The organism is Agreia sp. PsM10 (genome assembly GCF_030433855.1).
In the GTDB taxonomy this organism is placed as follows: domain Bacteria; phylum Actinomycetota; class Actinomycetes; order Actinomycetales; family Microbacteriaceae; genus Agreia.
In genome coordinates, this window is the sequence record NZ_JARUXC010000001.1 from 38,496 (window position 1) to 62,858 (window position 24,363).

23 protein-coding genes are annotated in these 24,363 nt (G+C 69.2%); 17 read left to right on the forward strand and 6 right to left on the reverse strand.

What is annotated here, in order from left to right:
- The first annotated feature begins 36 nt into the window (after nucleotides 1–36).
- Nucleotides 37–750 (forward strand): GAF and ANTAR domain-containing protein, encoded by a 714-nt coding sequence (locus QCD70_RS00190; protein WP_301213042.1) that lies wholly within the window; start codon nucleotides 37–39, stop codon nucleotides 748–750.
- Between the two features lie 6 nt (nucleotides 751–756).
- On the opposite strand, the gene QCD70_RS00195 is transcribed toward QCD70_RS00190, so the two are convergent.
- On the reverse strand, nucleotides 757–2,322 hold the full coding sequence (locus QCD70_RS00195) for a deoxyguanosinetriphosphate triphosphohydrolase family protein (protein ID WP_301213044.1): 1,566 nt from the start codon (nucleotides 2,320–2,322) through the stop codon (nucleotides 757–759).
- Between the two features lie 10 nt (nucleotides 2,323–2,332).
- The gene (locus tag QCD70_RS00200; protein ID WP_301213045.1) at nucleotides 2,333–4,465 is read right to left on the reverse strand and encodes a RecQ family ATP-dependent DNA helicase; all 2,133 of its coding nucleotides are present in this window, start codon (nucleotides 4,463–4,465) and stop codon (nucleotides 2,333–2,335) included.
- Between the two features lie 78 nt (nucleotides 4,466–4,543).
- Here QCD70_RS00200 and QCD70_RS00205 point away from each other — a divergent pair, with 78 nt between their 5' ends.
- Both QCD70_RS00205 and QCD70_RS00210 read left to right on the forward strand, forming a co-directional pair.
- Nucleotides 4,544–4,951 carry a fluoride efflux transporter FluC gene (locus tag QCD70_RS00205; RefSeq protein ID WP_301213047.1) on the forward strand — a complete coding sequence of 136 codons (408 nt, stop codon included), beginning with the start codon at nucleotides 4,544–4,546 and terminating at the stop codon, nucleotides 4,949–4,951.
- Complete coding sequence (locus QCD70_RS00210; RefSeq protein ID WP_301213049.1) at nucleotides 4,948–5,343, forward strand: fluoride efflux transporter FluC; 396 nt, start codon at nucleotides 4,948–4,950, stop codon at nucleotides 5,341–5,343. Before QCD70_RS00205 ends, QCD70_RS00210 begins: the two co-directional genes overlap by 4 nt.
- On the opposite strand, the gene QCD70_RS00215 is transcribed toward QCD70_RS00210, so the two are convergent.
- Nucleotides 5,313–7,463 (reverse strand): Ig-like domain-containing protein, encoded by a 2,151-nt coding sequence (locus QCD70_RS00215; protein ID WP_301213051.1) that lies wholly within the window; start codon nucleotides 7,461–7,463, stop codon nucleotides 5,313–5,315. The two genes, QCD70_RS00210 and QCD70_RS00215, sit on opposite strands and share 31 nt — an antisense overlap.
- A 119-nt stretch (nucleotides 7,464–7,582) precedes the next feature.
- On the opposite strand from QCD70_RS00215, the gene QCD70_RS00220 reads away from it, so the two are divergent.
- From QCD70_RS00220 to QCD70_RS00255, 8 genes are all read left to right on the forward strand, one after another.
- A complete protein-coding gene (locus QCD70_RS00220) occupies nucleotides 7,583–8,179 on the forward strand; it encodes a TetR/AcrR family transcriptional regulator (RefSeq protein ID WP_301213053.1) in 597 nt (198 codons plus the stop codon).
- On the forward strand, nucleotides 8,176–9,417 hold the full coding sequence (locus QCD70_RS00225) for an MFS transporter (RefSeq protein WP_301213055.1): 1,242 nt from the start codon (nucleotides 8,176–8,178) through the stop codon (nucleotides 9,415–9,417). Before QCD70_RS00220 ends, QCD70_RS00225 begins: the two co-directional genes overlap by 4 nt.
- Before the next feature lie 4 nt (nucleotides 9,418–9,421).
- On the forward strand, nucleotides 9,422–10,654 hold the full coding sequence (locus QCD70_RS00230) for an alanine racemase (RefSeq protein ID WP_301213056.1): 1,233 nt from the start codon (nucleotides 9,422–9,424) through the stop codon (nucleotides 10,652–10,654).
- On the forward strand, nucleotides 10,651–11,985 hold the full coding sequence (locus tag QCD70_RS00235) for a D-arabinono-1,4-lactone oxidase (RefSeq protein WP_301213058.1): 1,335 nt from the start codon (nucleotides 10,651–10,653) through the stop codon (nucleotides 11,983–11,985). Before QCD70_RS00230 ends, QCD70_RS00235 begins: the two co-directional genes overlap by 4 nt.
- A complete protein-coding gene (locus tag QCD70_RS00240) occupies nucleotides 11,982–13,424 on the forward strand; it encodes a GH1 family beta-glucosidase (RefSeq protein WP_301213060.1) in 1,443 nt (480 codons plus the stop codon). Before QCD70_RS00235 ends, QCD70_RS00240 begins: the two co-directional genes overlap by 4 nt.
- Before the next feature lie 18 nt (nucleotides 13,425–13,442).
- Complete coding sequence (locus tag QCD70_RS00245) at nucleotides 13,443–14,159, forward strand: esterase/lipase family protein (RefSeq protein WP_301213062.1); 717 nt, start codon at nucleotides 13,443–13,445, stop codon at nucleotides 14,157–14,159.
- A gap of 71 nt (nucleotides 14,160–14,230) precedes the next feature.
- Complete coding sequence (locus tag QCD70_RS00250) at nucleotides 14,231–14,797, forward strand: LemA family protein (protein ID WP_055930068.1); 567 nt, start codon at nucleotides 14,231–14,233, stop codon at nucleotides 14,795–14,797.
- Between the two features lie 18 nt (nucleotides 14,798–14,815).
- The gene (locus QCD70_RS00255; protein WP_301213064.1) at nucleotides 14,816–15,709 is read left to right on the forward strand and encodes a M48 family metalloprotease; all 894 of its coding nucleotides are present in this window, start codon (nucleotides 14,816–14,818) and stop codon (nucleotides 15,707–15,709) included.
- Here the strand turns inward: QCD70_RS00255 and QCD70_RS00260 are convergent.
- Complete coding sequence (locus QCD70_RS00260) at nucleotides 15,706–16,896, reverse strand: winged helix-turn-helix domain-containing protein (RefSeq protein ID WP_301213066.1); 1,191 nt, start codon at nucleotides 16,894–16,896, stop codon at nucleotides 15,706–15,708. The genes QCD70_RS00255 and QCD70_RS00260 overlap by 4 nt on opposite strands.
- 155 nt (nucleotides 16,897–17,051) lie before the next feature.
- Between QCD70_RS00260 and QCD70_RS00265 the strand changes: the two genes are divergently transcribed.
- Genes QCD70_RS00265 through ilvA form a run of 6 tightly spaced genes read left to right on the forward strand, consistent with a single transcriptional unit; the run spans nucleotide 17,052 to nucleotide 23,396 of the window.
- Entirely contained in the window at nucleotides 17,052–18,188 is a 1,137-nt protein-coding gene (locus tag QCD70_RS00265; protein WP_301213067.1) for an ABC transporter substrate-binding protein, read from the forward strand.
- 21 nt (nucleotides 18,189–18,209) lie between these two features.
- On the forward strand, nucleotides 18,210–19,151 hold the full coding sequence (locus tag QCD70_RS00270) for an ABC transporter permease (protein ID WP_301213068.1): 942 nt from the start codon (nucleotides 18,210–18,212) through the stop codon (nucleotides 19,149–19,151).
- Nucleotides 19,148–19,954 carry an ABC transporter permease gene (locus tag QCD70_RS00275; protein ID WP_301213069.1) on the forward strand — a complete coding sequence of 269 codons (807 nt, stop codon included), beginning with the start codon at nucleotides 19,148–19,150 and terminating at the stop codon, nucleotides 19,952–19,954. The genes QCD70_RS00270 and QCD70_RS00275 overlap by 4 nt, the downstream gene beginning before the upstream one ends.
- Entirely contained in the window at nucleotides 19,951–21,033 is a 1,083-nt protein-coding gene (locus tag QCD70_RS00280; protein ID WP_301213071.1) for an ABC transporter ATP-binding protein, read from the forward strand. The genes QCD70_RS00275 and QCD70_RS00280 overlap by 4 nt, the downstream gene beginning before the upstream one ends.
- A gap of 9 nt (nucleotides 21,034–21,042) precedes the next feature.
- Entirely contained in the window at nucleotides 21,043–22,143 is a 1,101-nt protein-coding gene (locus tag QCD70_RS00285) for an AI-2E family transporter (RefSeq protein ID WP_301213072.1), read from the forward strand.
- On the forward strand, nucleotides 22,140–23,396 hold the full coding sequence (gene ilvA, locus QCD70_RS00290) for a threonine ammonia-lyase (protein WP_301213073.1): 1,257 nt from the start codon (nucleotides 22,140–22,142) through the stop codon (nucleotides 23,394–23,396). Before QCD70_RS00285 ends, ilvA begins: the two co-directional genes overlap by 4 nt.
- On the opposite strand, the gene greA is transcribed toward ilvA, so the two are convergent.
- Nucleotides 23,397–23,888, reverse strand: coding sequence for a transcription elongation factor GreA (gene greA / locus QCD70_RS00295; RefSeq protein ID WP_055930046.1), 492 nt, complete (start codon nucleotides 23,886–23,888; stop codon nucleotides 23,397–23,399).
- Nucleotides 23,889–23,948: 60 nt separating this feature from the next.
- Nucleotides 23,949–24,347, reverse strand: coding sequence for a DUF4307 domain-containing protein (locus tag QCD70_RS00300; RefSeq protein ID WP_301213075.1), 399 nt, complete (start codon nucleotides 24,345–24,347; stop codon nucleotides 23,949–23,951).
- Nucleotides 24,348–24,363 lie beyond the last annotated feature (16 nt).

Here is a 24,363-nt window from a genome sequence, read left to right on the forward strand (position 1 = left end):
TCGAAGTGCCCGCCTTCGACAGTTAAGGTTGACCTCATGGTGAGCAGAACGCGCGAGGCTCAGTTGACCGCCACGTTCGTGACCCTCGCAGACACCTTGGTGGCCGACTACGACGTGGTCGACCTGCTTCACACGCTCATCAGCACCTGTGCGGAGTTGCTCGATGCCGCGGGCGCAGGGCTCACTCTGGCGGCAGCCGACGGCCAGCTCGAGGTGCTCGCGTCGACGAGCGAGGAGAGCCGACTCGTCGAACTCATGCAGCTGCGGGCCGGAGAGGGGCCGTGCATCGAGGCCTACCTCACCGGCACGGTCGTGGCCGTGCCCGATGTCGCAGAGGTGACCGACATCTGGCCGCTGTTCGCGAACAAGGCACTGGCGCAGGGGTTCCGCTCGGTGCACTGCATTCCCATGCAGCTGCGGGGTGAGACGATCGGCAGCCTGAACCTGTTCCGCTGCACCCTCGGGCGGCTGCCCGACGACGACATCGCCGTGGCCCGGGGGCTGGCCGACATCGCCACCATCGGCATCCTGCACCAGCGGGCGATGAGCGAGAGCGACGTCGCCCGGCAGCAGCTGCAGCAGGCGCTCGACAGCCGGGTGCTCATCGAGCAGGCCAAGGGTGTTCTGGCGCACACCCACTCGCTCGACATGAACGGTGCGTTCACGCTCCTGCGCAGCTACGCTCGTCAGAACGGGGTCCGGCTCCAGGACGTCGCGCGCGATGTCGTCGAGAGGCGACTCACGATCTGATCGTCGTCAGATGCCGGTTCCGCCCTCCCACAGGTGCTCCGAGGTGCCGCTGATGAGTGCGGCCACCCCCATGGCCTGGCTGTCGGTGAGCGAGGCGATGTAGTCGACGATGCCGCGTCCGCGTCCGCGCGCGATGAGGCTCTCGTCGTCGGTGCGTCCGCGGAGCAGCTCGGGGGAGTCTGCCCGCAGGCGGAAGTATCCGGCGGTGGCCACCTGAACCAGTTCGACCAGGCGACGGGGCGCACGAGCCGCATCGTCCTCGTCGGACAGCCAGGCCCGGAAGCCGTCGACGAGGGTCTCGAGCACGCGACCCTGTCCGCGCTGGTAGGTCGCGAGGTCGGGTCGCTCGAGCACGAAACGCGTGTGCACGAACTTGAGAACGACCACGTCGTGCCAGGCCTGCTGGCCGAGCCTCACATGCGCACTCCTGACATGGGGATCGCGGTCGACGACGATCGAGCGCTGCAGCCTGTTGATCCAGCTGCGCGTGAACGACGAGATCGCCCGCTCGGCGCCCATCGAGCCGTCGAACGGAACCGAGAGCAGCCCGTCTCCGAGGTCTTCGCTGACCTTCTGCACGGCTGTCCTGAAGGCGTCGTCCGAGGCGTTCCACGCATCACGCGCGTGGATGCGCCGGCGCACCAGCTCGAGGGCGTGGCCCGGCGTGCGGGCGCTCGCCTCGAGCGACTGCTCGTCGAGTCGTGACAGTCGCGCCTGGTCGCGGAGCCAACTGCGCAGCTCGGCGGAGACGGAGGCCTGCTGCAGAACACCGGCCCGGTAGAAGTCGTCGAGGTCGTGGATCGAATATGCGATGTCGTCGGCGATGTCCATGACCGAGCATTCGACGGTCTGGCGCCACTCGCCGATGCGGGGGAAGGCGGCGCGGGCCTCGCGCAGCTCGTCGGCGTCGAGCGTGTACGCCGAGAACTTGTCGGCCCCGCCGTTGCGCTGCGAACCGACGCCCCGGGGCATTCCGTCGGGCATGTCGGTTCGCACCCGCGACTGCCATTCGGCCCGGAGCCAGGGGTACTTCAGAACGCCCGCCCGCACGGCGGCCGTGAGGTTGAGGCCCTGCTCGGTGGCATCGCACGCGTCGAGTTCCGTGAGGATGCGGAAGGTCTGGGCGTTGCCCTCGAACCCCTCGGACAGGTTCAGGCGCTCGCGGGCGAGCCGGTCGAGAACCTGCTCTCCGAGGTGGCCGAACGGCGGGTGCCCCAGATCGTGCGCGCTGGCGGCCGCCTGCACGACGACGGGATCGCATCCTCCGAGTTCGCGCACCAGGCGCCCGGTGTCGCCCGTGTCCTGCTCGAGCATCACCGCGATCGACCGGGCGACGGCGGTGACCTTGACCGAATGGGTGAGCCGATTGTGGATGACGGGCCCGGCTCCGGCCTGCGAGATGACCTGGGTGACCGCCGACAGCCGGGAGAAATAGGGCGAGAATCTGATGCGCTCGAGATCGACGCGGAAGTCGGGCTGGGGCTCGATGCGCTCGAGAGGGTCGAGCTGTTCGGGGATGCGCCGATGGATGCGCGCCTCGGAGGTGTTCTGCAGTGCGTCTGCGGTGCTCATCTGACCGAGATTACATCTGCAGGGCGAGAGCGAAGGGCAGCACGCTGCCGGCGCCGTGTCGACGCAGTTCGCGGCCCGCGACCGTGATCGTCCATCGGCTGTCGACGAGATCGTCGACGAGCAGCACCGCCCGACCGCTCTGCGCATCGAGCCGCTCGGACAGCTGCGCTCCCACCTCGAAACGCTGCCAGACCGAGGAGAGCCGGTAGACGCTGTTGCCGCCGGGCGCGCCGTCGGGGCCGCCGCCCGCCAGATCGAGCGAGCCGAGGTGGGGGAGCCTGCCCAACTGGGACAGCCCCTCGGCGATCGACCGCACGAGAACGGGCCGCCGCCTCGACGGCATGCTGACGATGGCTGCGGGGCGCTCGCTCCACGGCCATTCGCCCAGAACGCGAGCGCAGGCCTGAATGAGCGCGGGACTCGCCGCCTCGTCGGGCGAGCCCGCTGCGAAGAGCTGCCGCAGCGTGCCGCCCCAGCCGAGGTCGGTGAGTCGAGCCAGCGCTCGGCCCGGCTCGATGCGCTCGTCGATGGCGATGCGCCCCTTCACGGAGACGCCACGCTCCGACGCGCCGGTGGGCCACTGCGTGCGCGGCTCGATGACCGCGCCGACCCGCTGCAGCGCGGCTTCGGCAGTCACCTGGTCACCCGATGCGACCGAACTGTCGTACCAGGAGCTCGTGCAGTTGTCGCACCGTCCGCAGGGCGCCGCGGTCGGATCGTCGAGGGCGCGCTGCAGGAACTCCATGCGGCAGCCGGTGGTCGTCTCGTAGTCGAGCATCGACTGCTGCTCGGCCACCCGCTCGGCGGCGATGCGCTCATATCGCTCGGCGTCGTAGACCCAGGGCCGGCCCGTCGAGCGCCAGCCGCCCTGCACCTTCGACACCGCGCCGTCGACGTCGAGCACCTTGAGCAGCAGCTCGAGAGGGGTTCTGCGCAGGTCGACCAGGGCCTCGAGCGCGGGAGTCGAGAGCGGGCCGGACTCTGCGTCGAGCGCGTCGAGCACGGCGCGGGCGCGCCTGTCGTCGGGCATGGATGCGGTGGCGAAGTAGTGCCAGATCTCCGGGTCTTCTCGACCCGGCAGCAGGAGCACGTCGGCGTTCGCGGTGGCGCGGCCGGCGCGGCCGACCTGCTGGTAGTACGCCACGGGCGACGACGGAGCGCCGAGGTGGATGACGAATCCGAGATCGGGCTTGTCGAACCCCATGCCCAGCGCGCTGGTGGCCACGAGCGCCTTGACCTCGTTGTTCTTCAACTTCGCCTCGGCGGCCTCGCGATCGGCCGGATCGGTGCGACCGGTGTAGGCCAGCACCTCGTGGCCAGCCTCTCGCAGAAGCCGTGCGGTGTCTTCGGCCGCCGACACCGTGAGGGCGTAGATGATGCCGCTGCCCTGCATCTGGTCGAGATGCGTCAGCAGCCAGCCCAGCCTGGCCTTCGCGTCGGGCAGCCTCAGCGCGCCCAGCCGCAGCGACGCGCGGGCGAGCGGACCACGGATCGTGACGACCGCATTGGCGTCGGCGCCCTGAGCGTCGACGCTCAACTGCTCGGCGACGTCGGCGACGACCCGGGAGTTCGCCGTCGCCGTGGTGGCGAGCACCGGCACGCCCGGGGGGAGCTCGGCGATCAGCGTGCGAAGCCGACGGTAATCGGGGCGGAAATCGTGGCCCCAGTCGGAGATGCAGTGCGCCTCGTCGACGACGAGCAGTCCGGTGCGGCGCACGAGTTCGGGCAGCTGCTCGTCTCGGAAGCGGGGGTTGTTGAGTCGTTCGGGCGAGACCAGCAGCACATCGATCTCGTTGCGGCCGAGCCGCTCCTTGATCGACTCCCACTCGTGGGTGTTCGCGGAGTTGAGGCTCGCGGCCGTGACTCCCGCCCGGGCGGCGGCGGCCACCTGGTCGCGCATGAGTGCGAGAAGGGGAGACACGAGGATGGTGGGACCGGCACCGCGCTGCCGAAGCAGCAGCGTCGCAATGAAGTAGACGGCCGACTTGCCCCACCCGGTGCGCTGCACGACGAGCGCTCGGCTGCGGTCGGTGACCAGGGCGTCGATCGCCTCGGCCTGACCCTCGTGGAACTTTGCGTCGGGCCGACCGACCAGGGAGCGCAGAATGTCGGTCGCGGTCTGGGCGGGTTCGGATGGCGTCATGACTCGAGCCTGCCATCGACCGCAGACGCCCGGTGACCGTGGACGCATTCCGGGGCGAAAAGGGGTAGCCTCCCCCCTGTGCAGAACCGACCGCTGGCCCACCTCGTCGCGGTGTTCCTCGGCGGTGTGCTGGGCAGTGGCCTGCGGCTCGGCCTCGATACGGTCGTCCCCCACTCCGACGAGCAGTTCCCCCTCAGCACGCTCCTCATCAACGTGGTCGGATCCTTCGTTCTGGGCTGGCTGACGGGGGGTATCTTCGCTCGCGGCGCATCGTCGGTTCTGAAGGCGGCACTCGGCCCCGGCCTGCTCGGGTCGTTCACGACGTTCTCGGCCGTCATCCTGGCCCTGGCGCTCCTCACCGTCTCCACACCGCCCCAGATCGTTCTCGCCGTCGTGTACCTCGGGGCCACCCTGGCTCTGGGCCTCGGCGCATCGTTCCTCGGCATCCGCCTGGGAGAACGTTCGCGCAAGGGGGTCGCCGAGTGACGCCGCTCCTCGCCCTCGTGGTGGTGGTGTCCGGGGGGTTCGCAGCGGTCGTGCGCTACGGCGTGAGCACCTGGGTCGCCTCGCGCCCGTCCTCGTCACCGCTTCGTCGCTTTCCGTGGGCCGTGCTCGTCGTCAACGGGGCGGGCTCGGCGCTCGCGGGCTGCGCAGCCGGCCTCGCCTCGACCCTGGCGCTGTCGGACGATGTGCGACTCGTGCTCGTCACCGGGGTGGCGGGCGGACTCACGACCTTCAGCACTTTCAGCGTCGAGACGGTGGCCCTGCTTCGAGACGGTCGTCGCGGCGTCGCCGCCCTGTCGTGCCTGCTCAACCTCGCGGTCGGTCTGGCGCTCGCGGTGGGCGGCTACGCGCTGGGCGTGCTGCTCTCGTCGTGAGCGGGCGGGCGCACGAATCTCACCCACAGCCAGACGGCGACGCAGACCGCGGCGAAGACCAGTGACAGCAGCGCGATCAAGATGATGCCCGCGCCGCCGCCGAGTCCGCCGAGCGCCGAAGACAGGACGCCCGCGAGCAGGGTGAATCCGGCCAGCGCGAGAACGAGCCACACGACGCGCCGCCAGCGCAGGATGTGCCGGCCGGGAAGGTCGGCGATCGGAAGAAGCAGGAAGCCCGCGCCTCCGAGGGAGGCGAGCGCAACGGTGTTCACGAATTCCGCCAGGAAGGCGCCGACCGTTCCGGCACCCCCGGAGAAGGATCCGGAGATGAGCAGGGCGGTGACGCCGATCACGAGGAGGGACCCGATCTGGAGTGCCGCCAGGCGCCCCTGAGCGCGCCGCGAGGCGGGAGCCGTGAGGGCGAGGCCGAACACGATGCCGAAGACCAGCGCGGGGTCGAGGTCGAGTGTGCGCGAGAGCAGGGTCGCGCCCACCGATACGAGGAGGAAGATCGGGCGGAGCCGGATGTCGACGGAGACGTCGAGGATCCAGCGCGCGAGCAGCCGGGGAACCAGGACGGCGACCGCGTTCACCGCGACGATTCCGAGGGCGACAGCAACGAGCAGGCGCAGATAGGCCGGTTCGTCGGCCACGGGCGCGCTGAGAACGGTGATGGTCGCGGTCGCGATGAGGGCGAAGACCCCCGTGACACGCGTGTTCCACGGCAGGGCGGGCGCGGTCTCGAACTCCTGGTGGCGGGAGCGGTTGCGACCCGTGAGCCGTGCACCCCTCGAGCCGGGCAGGGAGGGCCCCGAACGCAGCCCGCGCAGGGTTCCCGCGAGTAGCCGCGCGGGCACGGCGAGGAGAGCGACCATCGCCAGCCCGATGCCGAACGCCAGGGTCCAGTCGATGGCTCCAGCGCTTCCGAATGCCGGCCTCATGCCCGCGCTGAACCGCGTCGCGGCCGACCACCCGCCCGGCGTGACGGCTGTCGGAGCCTCGGCCGAGGCATCCGGCTGGGCCTGCGGCTGCTCGGGAGACGCCGCCGGGAGATCGCCGTCGGGACGGGTCGGCGGCGCCGTGGATGTCGGCGCGGGCTCGGGCGCGGAGGAGCTCGGCTGAGGCGTCGGTGCGGGCGTCGCGGTCACGGCCGTGCCGAAGGCCACCGAGACCCGGGTGCTCTCCGTGCTGATGTTGCCGGCCTCGTCCTGCTGGATGGCCGACACGTCGTAGCTGCCGATGTCGATCGCGGCCGAGGTGCACGACCATCGGCCGCCCGCCACGACTGCCTGGCACAGCGAATGCGGGCCTGCGAACAGGGTCACCGTCGCCCCGTCCTCGCCGGTTCCGGAGAACGTCGCGCCGGTCGCCGAGACGGGGCTCGCGGGAATGGTCACGGCGGGCGGGGCCGGTGCGTCGACATCGATGGTGAGGTCCGTCGGTGCGCTGGATGCCGACGAGCGGCCGCCGCTCCAGGGCGCGACCTGGCTCGCGGTCAGCTGATAGGTGCCGCTGGTGGTGCCGGCGGGCAGTGCGCAGAACCACGCGCCGGTGGAATCGACCGTCGCCGTGCACGACACTCCGCCGACCTTCGCCGTCACCGTCGCCCCCGGCAGGCCGGCGCCCACCACGGTGCCGCTCGAGACCGTTCCGCCGCCGGGGCCCGCCGTGGGCGCGTTCAGCACGGCTATCTGCACGCTCGTCTCCGAGGTCTGGCCGTCGACGCTCTGCACTGCTCGCACCGAGACGGACGGGGCGGATTCGAGGGTGACGTCGCACGCCCACACCCCCGAGGAGTTCGCGACGACACTGCAGAGCGGCTGGCCGCCCGCATCCGAGTACAGGTCGATACCGGCCGACGGCTCGGCGGTGCCCCGGAACGTGATGGCGTCGCCGACGAGTTCGGATGCCGCGGGCCGCTCGATCACGGGCGTCGCGATCACGACGGTGGAGTCGGGCGACGGGGTCGGCGTCGGGTCGGTCTCGGTTGCGGATGCCGGAAGGCCCGGTGCGACGAGCGCGGCCAGGACGATGCCCAGAATGGCGCCGACGGTCGCCACGAGGGCAGCACGACGGCGCGTTGCTGCTGCGTGTGATGTTCCTGGCACGAAAGTGGTCACGTACCTCCCATTTAGGGGTCTTTGCGACTCGAAGTCAAACTTTTCACACGCCCGAAACAGTCTCCGGGCCATACTGGGCGGGAGTGGGACGATCGACCCACTCGGGAGGATGGGCCACGATGACCAGGATGTCGGCACAGGACCGTCGAGTCGAGCTCGTCGCCGCCGCATTCCGGGTCGTCGCCGCCCGGGGCGTGGCCTCGGCCAGCGTCCGCGCGATCTGTCAGGAGGCCGGCATGGCCCTCGCGAGTTTCCACTACGCGTTCGAGTCTCGAGACGCGCTCATGGCCGAGCTGGTGAACGTGGTCGTCGAGGCCGAGCGCGGGGCCATGCTTCCGCCGCTCACGCCGGGGGAGTCTTTTCGCGACACGGTCAGGCTCGGGCTCGAGCGGTACCTCCAGCACCTGCGCTCCGATCCGCAACGAGAGAAGGCCATGCTCGAACTGACGCAGTACGCCTTGCGCACGCCCGCACTCGAAGCGGTCGCCTCCCGCCAGTACGAGCGGTACCACGCCCTGGCAGAAGACGCCCTCGCCACGGCGGCAGAGCTCTGGAACGTGACCTGGACGATGCCGATCGTCGACGTCGCCCGCATCCTCGTGGTGGTCACAGACGGGGTCACCCTCTCGTGGCTCGTCACTCGAGACGACGCCGCCGCGGCTCGGGCGCTCGACTTCGCGGCGGACTCCGTCGTGGGTCTGGCGGTCGCCGCATGAGCGTGTTCGCCGAACCCGTCCGTCGGGTCGGGGGCGGCTGGATCGCCCTCTTCGCGGCCGCCTGGCTCGGAGTCTGGATGGCTCAGCTCACGCCGGTGCAGCTGCTGCTGCCCGTGCAGATCGAGCAGCGCCTGGGGGCCGCGTCGTGGGTGGACAACGTGGTGGCGTTCGGGGTGATCTCGGGAATCGCCGGTGTCGCCGCCTTCATCGCCTTCCCCGTCACGGGACTTCTCTCCGACCGCACGACATCGCGCTTCGGCAGGCGGCGCCCCTGGATCGCCGGCGGCGCACTGCTGTTCGCGGTCTCGCTGCTGCTTCTCGGGCTGCAGGACGGCTTCGTCGGCATGGGCGTCTTCTGGACCCTCTCGATCATCGGCTTCTGCATCCTCACCGCGGCGCTCACCGCCACGATCTCCGACCGGGTTCCGGTGGGCCAGCGCGGCTTCGTCTCGGGGTGGATCTCCGCTCCGCAGGCGGTCGGCACGATCCTCGGCCTCGTCCTCGTGCTCACCCTGTTCACCGGCCAGTTCGGGGGATATGCGGCGATGGCCGTGCTCCTCGTCGTGCTTGCCGCGCCCTTCCTGATCTTCGGCCGCGACGAGGTGCTGACTCGCGAGGCCGCACGGAGCGTCCCGCGTGGACGGCTGATCGACGAACTGTGGATCAGTCCCCGCCTGTACCCGGACTTCGGCTGGACGCTTCTCGGCCGCATCCTCGTCAACACGGGCAATGCGCTCGGCACGACGCTGCTGCTGTACTTCCTCATGTACGGGCTGAACGACGAGAACGCCGAAGACGACCTGATCGTGCTCACCCTGATCTACATGGTCTTCGTGGTGCTCTCGTCGCTCGGCGCCGGCGCCCTGAGCGACCGGCTGGGCCGTCGACGCATCTTCGTGTTCGTGTCATCGACGCTGCAGGCGGTGGCCGCGCTGCTGCTCGCCTTCGTGCCGGAGCTGTCTGTCGCCATGATCGCCGCCGGTCTCCTGGGCGCCGGCTACGGATGCTTCCTCAGCGTCGACCAGGCGCTCGCCACGCAGGTCCTGCCCGACCCCGCGACCCGGGGCAAGGACCTCGGCATCATGAACATCGCGACGGCCGTGCCCCAGGCCATGGCGCCCCTCCTCGGGGCCGCCGTGGTCGCCTGGCTCGGCGGCTTTCAGGGCCTCTTCATCCTGTCCGCGCTCTTCGCCTTCGGCGGCGCCCTCGCCGTCGCCCGAATCAGATCCGTGAGGTAGTACCGTGATCCCTCCTCTCATCCGCCCCGACACCGAGCCCTGGCGCACACCGTCGAGCTGGTGGCCGCGCCTGGCCGCTGCCACGGCGCACCTCGAGACCCCGCTGGCCGCCGTCAGTCTCGAGGCGTTCTCGCACAACGCCCACGACATGCTCGACCGGGCCGCTGGAACGACGATCCGGGTCGCATCCAAATCGGTGCGCATCCGGTCTCTGGTCGATGCCGTGCTCGCGCTCGACGGATACGCTGGGGTGCTGGCGTACACGCTTCCCGAGGCGCTCTGGCTGGCCGAGACGATCGACGACGTCGTCGTGGGCTACCCGAGCGTCGACGTCACCGCGATCCGCGAGCTCGCCTCGAGCCCCGAACTCGCCTCGCGTGTGACGCTGATGATCGACTCGCTCGACCACCTCGACTTCATCGACGAGGTGGCGCCGCCCGGAACGCGCGAGGATCTTCGGCTCTGCCTCGAGATCGACATGTCGTTCGTCACGCGTCCGCTCGGTCACGTCGGTGTCTGGAGATCTCCGGTGCGCGAGGTCGCCCAGGCCCGGCGCCTGGCCGAGGCCATCGCGCGGCGCCCCGGCTTCACGCTCGTGGGCATCATGGGCTACGAGGCGCAGATCGCCGGTGTAGGCAACCGGCCGCGGGGCAATCCTGCGCGCGCCGTCGTGCTCGATTGGATGCAGACGCACTCGGTGGCGGAACTCACCGACCGGCGCGGCGCCATCGTCGAGGCCGTGGGGCGCATCTCGCCCCTGGAGTTCGTCAACGGCGGGGGCACCGGCTCCCTCGAGAGCACGTCGGCGGATGCATCGGTGACGGAGATCGCGGCCGGTTCCGGCCTGCTGGGCGGTCACCTCTTCGACACGTACTCCCGGTTCCGGCCCGCACCCGCGGCCGCGTTCGCGCTGTCGGTGGTGCGCAAGCCGACACCGCGCATGGCGACGCTCCTCGGCGGCGGCTGGATCGCATCCGGACCGCCGCAGAAGGACAGGACCCCCGAGATCGTGTGGCCGGAGGGGCTCGAGCTGCAGGCCCGCGAGATGGCCGGCGAGGTGCAGTCGCCCCTCTCGGGCGCGGCCGCCGCCGAGCTGCGGATCGGCGACCGGGCCTGGCTGCGGCACACGAAGTCGGGAGAACTCGCGGAGCACGTGGCGGAGGTCGCGATCGTATCGGGCGACGAGGTCGTCGCGATGGTTCCGAGCTACCGCGGAGAAGGGAAGGCATTCCTGTGAGTGCAAGCGGCGCCGTATGGCGCAACTGGGGTCGCACCGAGGCCGTGCGCCCGAAGCGTGTCGAACGGCCGACGAGCGCGGGCGCCGTGCAGAGGGCCGTGATCGCCGCGGCTCGGTCGGGGCTCACGATCAAGGCGGTAGGAGCGGGGCACAGCTTCACCGGCATCGCGGTCGCTCCCGGAGTGCAGCTCGACCTCGATGGCCTCACCGGGCTGATCGGCGTCGACACCGACCGCAAGCGGGTCACGCTCGCCGCCGGCACACGCCTCTACGACATCCCCCGCCTCCTCGAACCCCTCGGCCTCGCGATGCCGAATCTCGGCGACATCGACCGGCAGAGCATCAGCGGCGCGATCTCGACGGGAACGCACGGAACGGGATCCGAGTTCACCGGCATCGCCGGCCAGGTCCGCGGCGCCGTGATCGTCACGGGCGACGGAGAACTGCTCCGCGTCTCCGACACCGAGAACGCCGAGCTGCTGCCCGCCGTGGCGCTCGGACTCGGCGCGCTGGGCATCCTCGTCGAGGTCACCCTCCAGTGCGTCGATGCGTTCGCCCTGCACGCCCGTGAAGTGCCGATGCCCCTCGGCGGCCTGCTCGACGTCCCTCCGATGTCGCTCGGATCCCTCGCCGAGCGTGTCGAGGCGAGCGATCACTTCGAGTTCTACTGGTTTCCGCACACCCGCACGGCGGTCACGAAGACGAACACGCGTCGGCCGGCGACCGACGAGCTGCGGCCACTGACACCCCTGGCCCGCTTCACGGAGGACGTGGCGCTGACGAACGGCGTCTATCGGGCCACCTGCGCGGCGGCCGTCGCCCTGCCCGGAATCATTCCCCGGGTCAACGGCATGGCGGAACGCCTGATGGGCAACCGCGAGTTCTCCGATCGCTCCCATCGCGTCTTCGCGACAAGACGCACCGTGCGTTTCCGCGAGATGGAATACGCCGTCCCGGCCGAGTCGGTTCCGGATGCGCTGCGCGACGTCATGCGGCTCATCGACGACCGCGGCTGGCGGATCTCGTTCCCCGTCGAGGTGCGCTTCGCCCGCTCCGACGAGCTGTGGATGTCGACGGCCTACGGCAGGGAGAGCGGCTACATCGCCGTGCATCGCTACTACCGCGAGGACCCGACGGAGTACTTCTCCGCGGTCGAGGAGATCATGCTCGGCTACGGAGGGCGCCCGCACTGGGGCAAGATGCATACGAGGGGTTCGAGCGAACTGCGCGCCATGTATCCGCGATTCGACGACTTCCTCGCCGTGCGCGATCGCCTCGATCCCCAGCGCGTCTTCGCGAACCCCTACCTGAATCGAGTACTTGGAGAATGACGTCGAGGGCCACACGCTTCCCGAGCGCGGAGACGCTCGCCGCCGAACTCCCTCGAGACTTCGCGCTGGGCGTGGCCACGAGCGCGTTCCAGATCGAGGGGGCGACGCGGGAGGGCGGACGCGGGGCGTCGACGTGGGATGCGTTCATGCACCAGCCCGGCCGCATCCGGGGCGGAGCGACCGCCGATGTGGCGACCGATCACATCCATCGCCTCGACGAGGACATCGACCTCGTGCGCGATCTCGGCGTCGACTCGTACCGGTTCTCGATCTCGTGGCCCCGGGTGCAGCCGGGCGGATCGGGCCGGTTGAACGACCAGGGCGTGGCCTTCTACGACCGCCTCATCGATCGGCTGCTGGCCGACGGGATCAGCCCGATGGCCACCCTCTTCCACTGGGACACGCCCATCGAGCTCTCCGGCGGCTGGCTGTCCCGAGACACCGCGCAGAGGTTCGGCGAGCTCGCCTTCCTGCTGGGCGAGCGCTTCGGCGACAGGGTCGACCACTGGGTCACCGTGAACGAGCCGGCGACTGTGATGCTCAACGGATACGCCCTGGGCATCCACGCGCCGGGGGAGACGCTGCTGTTCGACGCGCTTCCTGTGGCGCACACCCTTCTGCTCGGCCACGGCTACGCCGTCGAGGGTCTCAGAGGCGCGGATGTGAAGGGCCTCGTGGGCATCACGAACGTGCACACGCCCACCTCCGGCGCGACCGCCTCAGACGAGGACACCGCTTTCGCGGGGCTCTTCGACCTGCTGCACAACCGCATCTTCGCCGATCCCGTGCTCCTGGGTCGCTACCCGCAACCGCTCGACGAGTTCGCGTCGCTCGTCAAGCCGCTCCTAGAGCTGGACTCCCGCGACCTCGACATCATCTCGCAGCCCATCGACTTCTACGGACTCAACTACTACTTCCCTACACGCATCGCCGCGGGTGCCGGCCGCGCCGTGTCGCCCGACGGAGACGCGGCCGCGATGACCTCGCTTCCGTTCCACCTCGCTCCCTGGCCCGAGTTCGCGACCACCGGATTCGGCTGGCCGATCGCGCCCGAGTTCCTCGAGACCACTCTCACGGAGATGGCGGAGAGGTACGGGTCGGCCCTGCCGCCGGTGTTCATCACCGAGGGGGGAGCCAGCTTCGCCGAGTCCGTCGTACTCGACGGGCGCACCGGAGAGCGGGTCGTCGCCGACCCGAGACGGATCGACTATCTCGCCCGGCACCTGGAGTCCGCCCTGCGTGCCACCGCGCCCGGGGGACCGGCGGCATCCGTCGACCTTCGGGGATATCACGTGTGGAGCCTTCTCGACAACTTCGAGTGGGCGGCGGGCTACAGCCAGCGTTTCGGACTCGTGCACGTCGACTTCGCCACCCAGGAGCGCACGCCGAAGGACTCGTACCGCTGGCTGCAGGCTCTGGCCGGCACCCGCAGACGGTAGACGCCTAGGCTTACGGGCATGTCGCCCCGCATCCGCGCCCCCCGTCGCCTGCGCGACCGTGCCGGAGTCTGGATCGGCGACTATGCCTACGCGCTCGCGGCCGAGCGCCGCAACGCTCAGTCGCGGCCCGATCCGGTGCCGTTCGAGACGGGAGCAGGCAGACCCGTTCTCCTGGTCCCCGGCGTCTACGAGAGATGGGAGTACCTCCTCCCCGTCGCGGAGGCACTGCACGAGCGGGGGCATCCGTGTTTCGTCGTGCCCGAATTGCAGCGCAACAGCATCCCGATCCCGCAGGCCGCCAGAATGGCCGGCTCCGTGCTGCGCGAGCGCGACCTCACCGACGTGGTGATCGTGGCGCACAGCAAGGGCGGGCTCATCGGCAAGCACGTGCTCGCCTTCGACGACCCGGATGGGCGTGTCGCGGGGGTGGTCGCGATCGCGTCGCCCTTCCAGGGCTCGACCCTGTCGCGGCTGCCGCTCACGAGGCCGCTGCGGGAGTTCGCGCCAGGGCAGGGGAGCATCGCCGCGCTCGCGGCGGAGAAGGCGATCAACGAGCACATCATCTCGATCTACCCGTACTACGACACCCACATCCCGAGCGGCAGCGAACTCGCCGGAGCGACGAACATCGCCCTGCCCCTCAGCGGTCATTTCCGTGTGCTCGCGGAGCCCGACGTCATCGCCGAGGTGCTGCGCGCGGTGGCCGCCTTGCCGTCCACGACCGACCGCTCCTGATCGGGAGAGGTCTCTGGGAGCTTGCTCCACAGCGAACCGGCTCTGCTGGGGGTTGGCTTATAGTGATCGCTATGGAATGGCTCATCCCGGTAATCGTCGTCGTCGTGCTCGTGGCCATCATCGGAATCTACCTGTGGGCCACATACAACTCGCTCGTCACCCTGAAGGTGCGCGTCGACGAGGCGTGGAGCGACATCACGGTGCAGCTCAAGCGGCGCGCCGATTTGATCCCCAACCTCATCGAGAGCGTGAAGGGGTACGCGGCGCACGAGAAGGGCGTCTTCGAGTCGGTCACGGCCGCGCGAGCCGAGACGCTGCAGGCGCAGGGACCGGTCGATGCGTCCGTCGCCGAGACCCACATGCAGACGGCCCTCAAGAGCATCTTCGCCGTTGCCGAGGCATATCCGCAGTTGCAGGCCAGCCAGAACTTCCTGCAGCTGCAGGCCGAACTCGTCGATACCGAAGACAAGGTGCAGGCGTCACGTCGCTTCTACAACGGCGGAGTCCGCGAGTTGAACACGAAGATCCGCGTCTTTCCGAACAACGTCTTCGCGAAGAGGCTCGGCTTCACCGAGCGCGAGTTCTTCGAGGTCGCCGACCTGGCCGCCATCGCGGAGCCGCCGCGCGTGCAGTTCTAGCGTCCGAGCGAGGGCTTAATGTACCGGGCGATCGCCAGGAACAAACGCAACACCGTCTTCATCATCCTGGTCTTCCTGCTGATCATCGGCGGGCTGGGCCTTCTGGCGAGCTGGATCTACAACAACACGACTATCGTCATCATCACGGTCGCCGTGGCCATCGCGTATGCGCTGTTCCAGTACTTCGCAGCCAGCGGGCAGGCCATCATGTCGAGCGGCGCCGTGCAGATCCAGAAGTCCGACAATCCGCGGCTCTGGCGCATCGTCGAGAACCTCTCGATCACGACGGGCACGCCGATGCCCGCCGTCTACATCGTGAACGACCCCGCCCCCAACGCGTTCGCCACCGGCCGTGATCCGCAGCACGCCAGCGTCGCGGCCACCACGGGCCTGCTCGACCTCATGACGGATGCCGAGCTCGAGGGCGTCATGGCCCACGAACTCGGGCACGTGCGCAACTACGACATCCGCGTCTCGATGATCGTGTTCGGCCTCGTCGTCGCCGTCGGATTCATCGCCGACATGTTTCTGCGCTTCGCCTTCTTCGGCGGCGGACGCAGCAACAACAACGGGGGAGGAGGCGGCGGCAACCCGGTCGTGCTCATCCTCGGACTCGTCGCCATGCTGGTCGCTCCGCTCGTCGCCGGCCTCGTGCAGGCCGCGGTGTCGCGCCAGCGCGAGTATCTCGCCGATGCCACAGGAGCGCTCACGACGCGGCATCCGGATGCCCTCGCCAGCGCGCTCGAGAAGCTCGAGGCCTACGGGCGGCCGATGCAGAAGCAGTCGTCGTCGATGTCGCACATGTGGATCGCAGACCCGCTGAAGCCCGGAATGCTCACCCGGCTCTTCAGCACGCACCCGCCCATCGTCGACCGGGTCGCGCGCCTCGAGAAGATCGGCGGCGAGTTCTAGCTCGACAGCTCAGCGGCGAGTGAGGCGGCCAGGTTGCCCTTCGGCGACACCTCGATGTCGGTGAGCCCCTGCCACTGCATGGTCTGGCGCAGCACCGGCGCGAGCCGGGCCGCCGTCTCATCGGGCGCACCCGGTTCGGACCATGACGCCCGCACCCGCAGCACACCCGCCTGCCGGTCGTTCTTGAGGTCGAGCCGACCGACGACGCGGTCGTCGACGAGCACGGGCAGCACGTAGTAGCCGAATACGCGCTTGGGCTCGGGGGTGTAGATCTCGATGCGGTAGTGGAAGTCGAACAGCCGCAGCGCGCGGGCGCGGGCCCAGACGACGGGATCGAACGGCGAGAGCAGGGCGGTGGCCTGCATGCGCCGGGGGAGCCGGGCGTCCCGGTGCAACCAGGCGGGTTTGCCCCAGCCGTCGATGGCGACGGGCAGCAGCTCGCCCGACTCCTCGAGTTCGCGGATCGCCGGCACCGCGTCGACGGCCTTGAGTCGGAAATAGTCGGCGAAGTCGTCTGCCGTGCCCACCCCGTGCGCGCGGGCGGAGATGGAGATCAGTCGTCGCATGGCCTCGTCGCGCGGAACCTGCAGCTCTCGCACCGACGCGGGCAGCACCTGTTCGGGCAGCGCGTAGACCCTCTCGAAGCGGGTGCGGCCGGCGCTCACCACGTCGCCCCAGCGGAAGAGGGTCTCGAGCCCGCGCTTCACGTCTGACCAGCCCCACCACGATCCGCTGCGTGTGTTCGACTCGTGCTCGATCTCACTCGCGCGCATGGGACCCTTCGCCGCCAGTTCTGCGAGAAGCCACTCGGTCATCGGCCTGTTCGCGTTGAACCACGACTCGGAGTCGGCCGCCCACTTCTCTCGATACTCCTGCTGCCGCCAGCGGAGCAGGGGAAGGGTGTCGACGGGAATGAACGATGCCTCGTGCGCCCAGTACTCGGTGATGCGCGGCGAGTAGGTGAGCCGGTCGAGCTGCGCCTTGTCGTAGCCGCCCAGGCGGGCGAAGACCGGCAGGTAGTGGCTGCGTTCGAAGACGTTGACCGAATCGATCTGCAGCAGGCCGAGCCTGTCGATCAGCGACCCGAACTGGCGGAGGCCTGGAGGGGCGCCGGTGGACGGGCGGCCGAAGCCTTGAGCGGCGAGGGCGACGCGGCGTGCCAGGGCGGGAGACAGCGATGAGGCCATGCCACGAGGGTACCCATCCACCACCGACAGCGAGACACGCGCCGTTCACCTCGGCGATACCGGACCGTCGCATCCAGGTCGTGCGGCACTCATAGCGTCGGCACGTCGGAACCACAGCCCTTTTCCGGCACCCGCCCGATTCCCCTGGAGGACTCTTGCTTTCCACCCGCACAGCCATCGCCGGCATCGCCGCAGCGATCGCCCTCACCCTCACGCTGAGCTCCTGCGCGAGCAGCTCGACCGACGCATCCGCCGACGGCGGAGTCGACGCCGCCACGGCGACCAGCGTCTCGGCGTTCGGTGACCTCGCCGGCCTCGAAGAAGCGGCGAAGGCCGAAGGCGCCCTCAACGTGATCGCCCTTCCGCGCGACTGGGCCAACTACGGCGCCGTGCTCGACGCGTTCTCCGCGAAGTACCCCGAGATCACCATCACCGAGGCCTCGCCCGACGCGTCCAGCGCCGAGGAGATCCAGGCGGCCGACAACCTCGCCGGCCAGGACACCGCACCCGACGTCTTCGACGTCGGCGCCGCGGTCGCCCTCGCCAACACCGACAAGTTCGCCCCGTACCAGGTCGAGACCTGGGCCGACATTCCGGATGCGCTCAAGGAGCAGAACGGCCTGTGGGTCGGCGACTACGGCGGATACATGGCGATCGGCTACGACCCTGACGCCGTGCCGGCTCCGACGAGCCTCGACGACCTTCTCGGCGACGAGTACAAGGGCAAGGTCGCGATCAACGGCGACCCCACGCAGGCCGGGGCCGCTTTCGCTGCCGTGGGAATGGCATCCGTTCAGAACGGCGGATCGACCGCCGACTTCCAGCCGGGCATCGACTTCTTCTCCGAGCTGAACAAGGCCGGCAACTTCGTGAAGATCGACCCGACGCCCGCCACGATCGCCTCTGGCGAGACCCCCGTCGTCTTCGACTGGGACTACCTGAACGTGGGCTACGGCAAGGACCTCGACGGCCAGCGCAAGTGGGAGGTCGTCGTGCTTCCGGGAACCGGCTACGCCGGCTACTACAACCAGGCCATCAACGCCGACGCTCCGCACCCGGCCGCCGCGCGCCTGTGGCAGGAGTTCCTCTACAGCGACGAGGCCCAGAACCTGTGGCTCGCCGGTGGCGCACGTCCCGTTCGCGCGGAGGCCATGGCCGAGGCCGGAACGATCGACGAGAAGCTCTTCGACGCCCTGCCCGAGACCCCGGACGAGACCGTCGTACCCTCGGCGAAGGAGTCCGAGGACGCCGCTGCGCTGCTCGGCAGCAACTGGGCCGCAGCGGTTCAGTAGCCCGGTAGAGACGATCATCTGATGGCTGACACCCTCGTGTCGGTCGTCGCTCCCCTCGAGGGCGTCGAGCCTGCAGCAGTGCGGGCTCGACGCCCCGAGTCGTCGCGACGGGCAGCCTTCACCGTGCCGAGTTTCCTCGGCCTCGTTCCCTTCGCGGCGTACATCCTCCTGTTCCTCGGGCTGCCCACCGCGATCGCCCTGTTCACCGGATTCCTCGACGGCAGCGGCTCGTTCTCGCTGACCAACATCGAGGCCCTCGCCGACCCTGTCGTGCTGAACACCTTCGGCAACTCGATCGGGCTCTCCGCTCTGACGGCCGTCATCGGTTCGGTCGTCGGCGCCGCCTGCTGCTACGCGCTCATCGGCACGAACCCCACCGGCCTGCTGCGCTCGGTCGTCGACTCCGCGAGCGGCGTGCTCGCCCAGTTCGGCGGCGTGATGCTGGCGTTCGCGTTCGTCGCGACCATCGGCATCCAGGGCATGGTCACCGTCTACCTGCGCGATTCGCTCGGCATCGACATCTTCGCCGACGGCGTCTGGCTCTACGAGCTGCCGGGCCTCGTCCTTCCCTACATCTACTTCCAGGTTCCGCTGATGATCATCACGTTCCTCCCCGCGCTCGAGGGCCTGAAACCCCAGTGGGCCGAGGCCAATGCCAGCCTCGGCGGATCGCGGGCGACCTACTGGTGGCGCATCGGCATCCCGGTGCTCACCCCGTCGTTCCTCGGCTGCCTGCTGCTGCTCTTCGCCAACGCGTTCTCGTCGTTCGCGACGGCGGCCGCCCTCACGAGTCAGGGCTCGCAGATCGTTCCGCTGCAGATCCGCGCCGCCCTCACGAGCGAGACCGTGCTCGGCCGGGAGAACCTCGCCGGCGCGCTCGCCCTCGGAATGATCGTGGTGATGGTCATCGTGATGACGCTCTACTCACTGCTGATGAAGCGGTCTGCGAAGTGGCAGCGATGATCGAGCCGCGGCCCCTCACCCGGTGGCTCATCCTCGGCGTCGTCGGGCTCGTGTTCCTCGTGCCGATCGTCGCCATGGGGGAGTTCACGCTGCGCCGCGGGCTCGAGGGCGGCTACGACTTCAGCCGGTGGATCGCCGTCTTCTCCGGGGGACTGACGGGGGAGTACAAGGGCGTTCTCACCGCGCTCGGCAACTCCGTCGTGCTCGCGGTCGTGACGGTGGCCGTGATGCTCGTCATCCTCGTTCCGACCATGATCCTGGTGCAGTTGCGCTTTTCGTACCTGCGTCGAGCCATGGAGTTCCTCTGCCTGCTGCCCATCACCATCCCGGCCATCGTGCTCGTCGTGGGCCTCGCTCCCGTGTACTCCGTGGTGGCGAAGATGTTCGGCAGCGGCGTGTGGACCCTGTCGTTCGCCTACGGGATCATCGTGCTTCCCTTCGCGTATCGCGCCATCCAGGCCAATCTCCAGGCGATCGACGTCGTGACGCTCAGCGAGGCCGCGCGCTCTCTCGGCGCCGGGTGGGCGACGGTGCTGGTTCGGGTCCTCCTGCCCAACCTGCGCCGCGGAATCCTCTCGGCGTCGTTCATCTCGGTCGCCGTCGTGCTGGGCGAGTACACGATCGCGGCGCTGCTGAACCGGGTCAACCTGCAGACCGCGCTCGTCATCGTGTCGAAGTCCGACCCCTTCGTCGCGGTGATCTTCGCCCTGCTGGCCCTCGTCTTCGCCTTCCTGCTGCTGCTCGCCATCGGCAGGGTCGGCGCACCCCGTAGAAAACGATCCCTTACCGGAGCATCCTCATGAGTCTCACCACCAGACCCGCCGCCCGAACCGACACGACATCACGCGGAGCCGGCGCCACCGTCGAGTTCCGCTCCGTCGTCAAGGAGTTCCCGGGGCACCGGGCCCTCGACGGCGTCGACCTCACGCTGCAGCCCGGCGAGTTCGTCGCGCTCCTGGGCCCGAGCGGCTGCGGCAAGACCACGGCCCTGCGCGTGCTCGCCGGCCTCGAAGACGCGACCGGCGGCAGCATCACGATCGACGGCGCCGACGTCTCGGGCCTGCCCGCGAACAGACGCGACATCGGCATGGTCTTCCAGTCGTACTCGCTCTTTCCTCACCTCACCGTGCGCTCGAACGTCGAATTCGGGCTCCGGATGCGCAAGGTTCCGAAAGACGAGCGGCGCACGCGTGCGCTGGCCGCCCTCGACATGGTCGGCCTCGGCGTGCACGCCGACCGCTACGCGCACCAGCTCTCCGGCGGGCAGCAGCAGCGTGTGGCGCTGGCCAGGGCCCTCGTGACGGAGCCGCGCGTGCTGCTGCTCGACGAGCCCCTGTCGGCACTCGATGCCCGCGTGCGGGTGCAGCTCCGAGACGAGATCCGGCGCATCCAGATCGACCTCGGAATCACCACCCTTTTCGTGACGCACGATCAGGAGGAGGCCCTCGCGGTCGCCGATCGGGTCGCGGTGATGCGGGCGGGCACGATCGAGCAGATCGGTGCTCCCGAGGAGCTGTACACCCGGGCGAGAACGTCGTTCGTGGCCGAGTTCGTGGGGCTCAGCAACCGTCTCGACGGCGTGGTCGACGAGTCGGGAGTCGTCGTCGTCGAGGGCGTACGGCTGCCCCTGATCGACACGACGACGCCCCTCGGCCCGGTCTCGGCCTACGTGCGTCCGGAGGACATCGTCTTCGCCGCCGAGGGAATTCCCGCCGAGGTCGTGTCGAGCAGCTTCCTCGGCAGCTTCCGCCGCACCACGGTGCGACTCTCCTCGGGCGCGCTGGTGCGCATCCAGCATGGCGCGACAGCGCCGGCGGCGGTCGGCGACAGCGTCTTCCTCGCACTCACCGGAGCGGCCGTGGCGGTGCAGCAGCGCGCCTAGAATGAGGACATGTCCGAGCCCGACGTGAACGATGCCGCAGTGCCTCCCGGACTCCGCATCGCGGGGGCCTGGTCGTGGCGACTGCTCGCCATCGTCGGCGCCCTCGGCGTGCTGTTCTTCCTGGTCTCCTACCTCAGGCTCCTCGTCATCCCGCTTCTCGTGGCGACCCTGCTGTCCGCGCTCCTCGTTCCCCTGAAGAACTGGCTCGTCGCGCATCGGTGGCCCAAGTGGCTCGCGATCACCGTGGCGGAGCTGGGAACGCTGGTCATCGTGGCGGCCCTCATCTTCCTCGTGGTCGCCCAGGTGCGTGCCGGTTTCGGCGACCTGCGCGATCAGACCGTCGCGAGCGTCCACGACCTCCGGGACTGGCTGACGCAGCCGCCGTTCAACGTCTCCGACAGTGATCTCTCCGCCTACCTCTCCCAGGCGCTCTCGTTCCTCCAGGCCGACTCGTCGGTGCTGCTCTCGGGAGCCGTGTCGGTGGGGTCGACGGTGACGGAGCTCTTCGCGGGCGTGCTGCTGACTCTCTTCTCGACGCTGTTCATCCTGATCGACGGGAAGGGAATCTGGGCGTGGATCGTGCGCGTCTTCCCGCGACGCGCACGCGCGGCACTCGACGGGGCGGGCAAGGCCGGATGGCTGACGCTGCAGAACTTCATCAAGGTGCAGATCCTCGTCGCCACGATCGACGCCATCGGCATCGGCGCGGGAGCCGCGATCCTCCAGCTGCCCCTGGCCATCCCCATCGCCGTCCTGGTCTTCCTCGGATCCTTCATCCCCGTGATCGGCGCCGTCGCCACCGGGGCACTCGCGGTCTTCATCGCGCTGGTCTACAACGGCTGGGTGGTCGCGCTCATCATGCTCGGCATCGTCCTGCTCGTTCAGCAGATCGAGGGCCACGTGCTGCAGCCCCTCGTCATGGGCACCGCGGTGAAGGTGCACCCCCTCGCCGTCGTCCTCGCCGTGGCCGGCGGGTCGGTCGTCGCGGGAATCCCCGGGGCCCTGTTCGCCGTTCCGATCGTCGCCGTGCTCAATGTGATGATCGGCTACATCGCCCGGGGTGACTGGCGACCTCCCCTCTCCACACCGAAAGACATCGTTCTCGAATGACTGACTCACTCACGCAGCCCGTGATCACCGCGGTTCCGACGCTCGACGACATGATGGATGCCCGCGAGCGGGTGTCCCGCATCGTCGACCCCACTCCGATGGAGACGTCGCGCTTCCTCAGCACGGAACTGGGTGCTCCTGTCTTCCTCAAGTGCGAGAATCTGCAGCGCACGGGGTCGTACAAGATCCGCGGGGCCTACAACCGGCTCTCCCGTCTCTCGCCCGACGAGCGGGTGCGCGGAGTCGTCGCGGCATCGGCCGGCAATCATGCCCAGGGTGTGGCCTTCGCCGCGCGCGAGCTCGGCATCTCGGCGACCATCTTCATGCCTCTCGGCGTTCCGCTGCCCAAGCTGCAGGCCACGAAGCAGTACGGCGCCGATGTCGTGCTGCGCGGCCACAGCGTCGAGGAGGCACTGCGGGCGGCGGCCGAGTTCGCCGAGACGACGGGCGCCGTCTTCATCCCGCCGTTCGATCACCCCGACATCGTGCTCGGACAGTCGACCCTCGGGCTCGAGATCCTCGATCAGGTTCCCGACGTCGAGACGGTGATCGTTCCCATCGGTGGTGGCGGCCTCATCTCGGGCGTCGCCTCGGCGCTCAAGCGGCGTGCAGAACTCGAGGGGCGCACGATCCGGGTCATCGGCGTGCAGGCGGCCAACGCCGCGGCCTACCCTCCCTCCCTGGCGGCGGGCGAGCCCACGCAGATCACGACTTCGCCCACCATGGCCGACGGTATCCACGTCGCCAAGCCGGGCCTGCTGAACTTCGCCATCGTCAAGGAGCTCGTCGACGAGGTCGTCACGGTCTCCGAAGCCGACATGGCGAAGGCGCTGCTGGTGCTTCTCGAACGCGCCAAGCAGGTCGTCGAGCCCGCGGGCGCCGTCGGTGTGGCCGCGATCCTGTCGGGCCAGGTCACGGCCACGGGGCCGACCGTGGTCATCCTCTCGGGCGGCAACATCGACCCGCTGCTGATGCTGAAGCTCATCAACTACGGTCTCGCCGCATCAGACAGATACCTGAAGATGCGCATCATGCTTCCCGACCGCCCCGGCCAGCTGGCGCGCATCTCCGAGCTGCTCGCCGGGGCCAATGCCAACGTGCTCGAGGTGCTGCACACCCGTCACGGCAAGGGACTGCAGATCAGCGAGGTGGAACTGGAGCTGAGCGTCGAGACACGCGGGCCCGAGCATCGGCAGCAGGTTCTCGACATGCTCCGCGACGCCGGATTCGACCCGCGCATCAGCGACGACTGATCAGGCGCGGTAGGTCTCGACCTTGACGATCTCGACGTCGATGTTGCGGCCGGTCGGGCCGACGAACGAGGTCTTGTCGCCGACCTTGAGTCCGAGGATCGCCTGGCCCAGGGGGCTCGACTCGCTCCACACGTCGAGGTCGTTGTCGCCGGCGATCTCGCGGTTGCCGAGAAGGAAGACCGTCTCGTCTCCCGCGACGAGCGCGGTGATGACGGTGCCGCCCTCGACGACGCCGTGGCTCTCGGGGATCTCTCCGACCTCGGCGGTGCGCAGCAGCAGGGTCAGCTGGCGGATGCGGGCCTCCATCTTGCCCTGCTCCTCTTTGGCGGCGTGGTAGCCGCCGTTCTCCTTCAGGTCGCCCTCTTCGCGGGCCATCTCGATCTTCTTGGCGATGTCGGTGCGGCCGAACCCACTGAGCTCCTCGAGCTCATTCGTGAGGCGGTCGTAGGCCTCCTGGGTCAGCCATGTGACCTGGGCTGCTTCGTCTGCCATGGGAACTCCCTCGTACAAATCAATATGGCCCGGGAAATCTCCCGGGCATCGAGGAAGAGCCTAGGTGAGCCAGCAGCGGTAAATCAAACCTGTGACCGACTGCTCGGTCGTACGGATCGTCTCCGTGATGCCTCGCGTCGCCTCGTCGGATGCGGGGATGTCGACGATCTTCCAGCCCACGATAGCGAATTTCGCGCTCTGCGCCTGCAGCGCGCAGCTCGCCGTGGAGCCCTTCGGAACGGTGAGCAGGAAGTCGATCGAGACCGAGTGCTCGTCGATGACCGTGTGCCCCGTGTCCTTCGCCTCGAGCTCCGCGCTGGAGTTGTCGAGCCCTGCCCACACCACCCAGCCGACCAGCACGACGGCGAACACGGCCGCCGTCACGAGCGCGATGAGGCGTGTGCGTCGCGAATGGGCGCGCGTTCGCCCGTAGCGGATGGCAAGGTCGTCACGCGTCACGGAATGGGTGCCTCTC

Coding starts and splice junctions, on each gene's coding strand:
- QCD70_RS00190 (WP_301213042.1), top strand. CDS start 37: ATGGTGAGCAGAACGCGCGAGGCTCAGTTGACCGCCACGTTCGTGACC.
- QCD70_RS00195 (WP_301213044.1), bottom strand. CDS start 2,322: ATGAGCACCGCAGACGCACTGCAGAACACCTCCGAGGCGCGCATCCAT.
- QCD70_RS00200 (WP_301213045.1), bottom strand. CDS start 4,465: ATGACGCCATCCGAACCCGCCCAGACCGCGACCGACATTCTGCGCTCC.
- QCD70_RS00220 (WP_301213053.1), top strand. CDS start 7,583: ATGACCAGGATGTCGGCACAGGACCGTCGAGTCGAGCTCGTCGCCGCC.
- QCD70_RS00225 (WP_301213055.1), top strand. CDS start 8,176: ATGAGCGTGTTCGCCGAACCCGTCCGTCGGGTCGGGGGCGGCTGGATC.
- QCD70_RS00240 (WP_301213060.1), top strand. CDS start 11,982: ATGACGTCGAGGGCCACACGCTTCCCGAGCGCGGAGACGCTCGCCGCC.
- QCD70_RS00245 (WP_301213062.1), top strand. CDS start 13,443: ATGTCGCCCCGCATCCGCGCCCCCCGTCGCCTGCGCGACCGTGCCGGA.
- QCD70_RS00250 (WP_055930068.1), top strand. CDS start 14,231: ATGGAATGGCTCATCCCGGTAATCGTCGTCGTCGTGCTCGTGGCCATC.
- QCD70_RS00255 (WP_301213064.1), top strand. CDS start 14,816: ATGTACCGGGCGATCGCCAGGAACAAACGCAACACCGTCTTCATCATC.
- QCD70_RS00260 (WP_301213066.1), bottom strand. CDS start 16,896: ATGGCCTCATCGCTGTCTCCCGCCCTGGCACGCCGCGTCGCCCTCGCC.
- QCD70_RS00270 (WP_301213068.1), top strand. CDS start 18,210: ATGGCTGACACCCTCGTGTCGGTCGTCGCTCCCCTCGAGGGCGTCGAG.
- QCD70_RS00275 (WP_301213069.1), top strand. CDS start 19,148: ATGATCGAGCCGCGGCCCCTCACCCGGTGGCTCATCCTCGGCGTCGTC.
- QCD70_RS00280 (WP_301213071.1), top strand. CDS start 19,951: ATGAGTCTCACCACCAGACCCGCCGCCCGAACCGACACGACATCACGC.
- QCD70_RS00285 (WP_301213072.1), top strand. CDS start 21,043: ATGTCCGAGCCCGACGTGAACGATGCCGCAGTGCCTCCCGGACTCCGC.
- ilvA (WP_301213073.1), top strand. CDS start 22,140: ATGACTGACTCACTCACGCAGCCCGTGATCACCGCGGTTCCGACGCTC.
- greA (WP_055930046.1), bottom strand. CDS start 23,888: ATGGCAGACGAAGCAGCCCAGGTCACATGGCTGACCCAGGAGGCCTAC.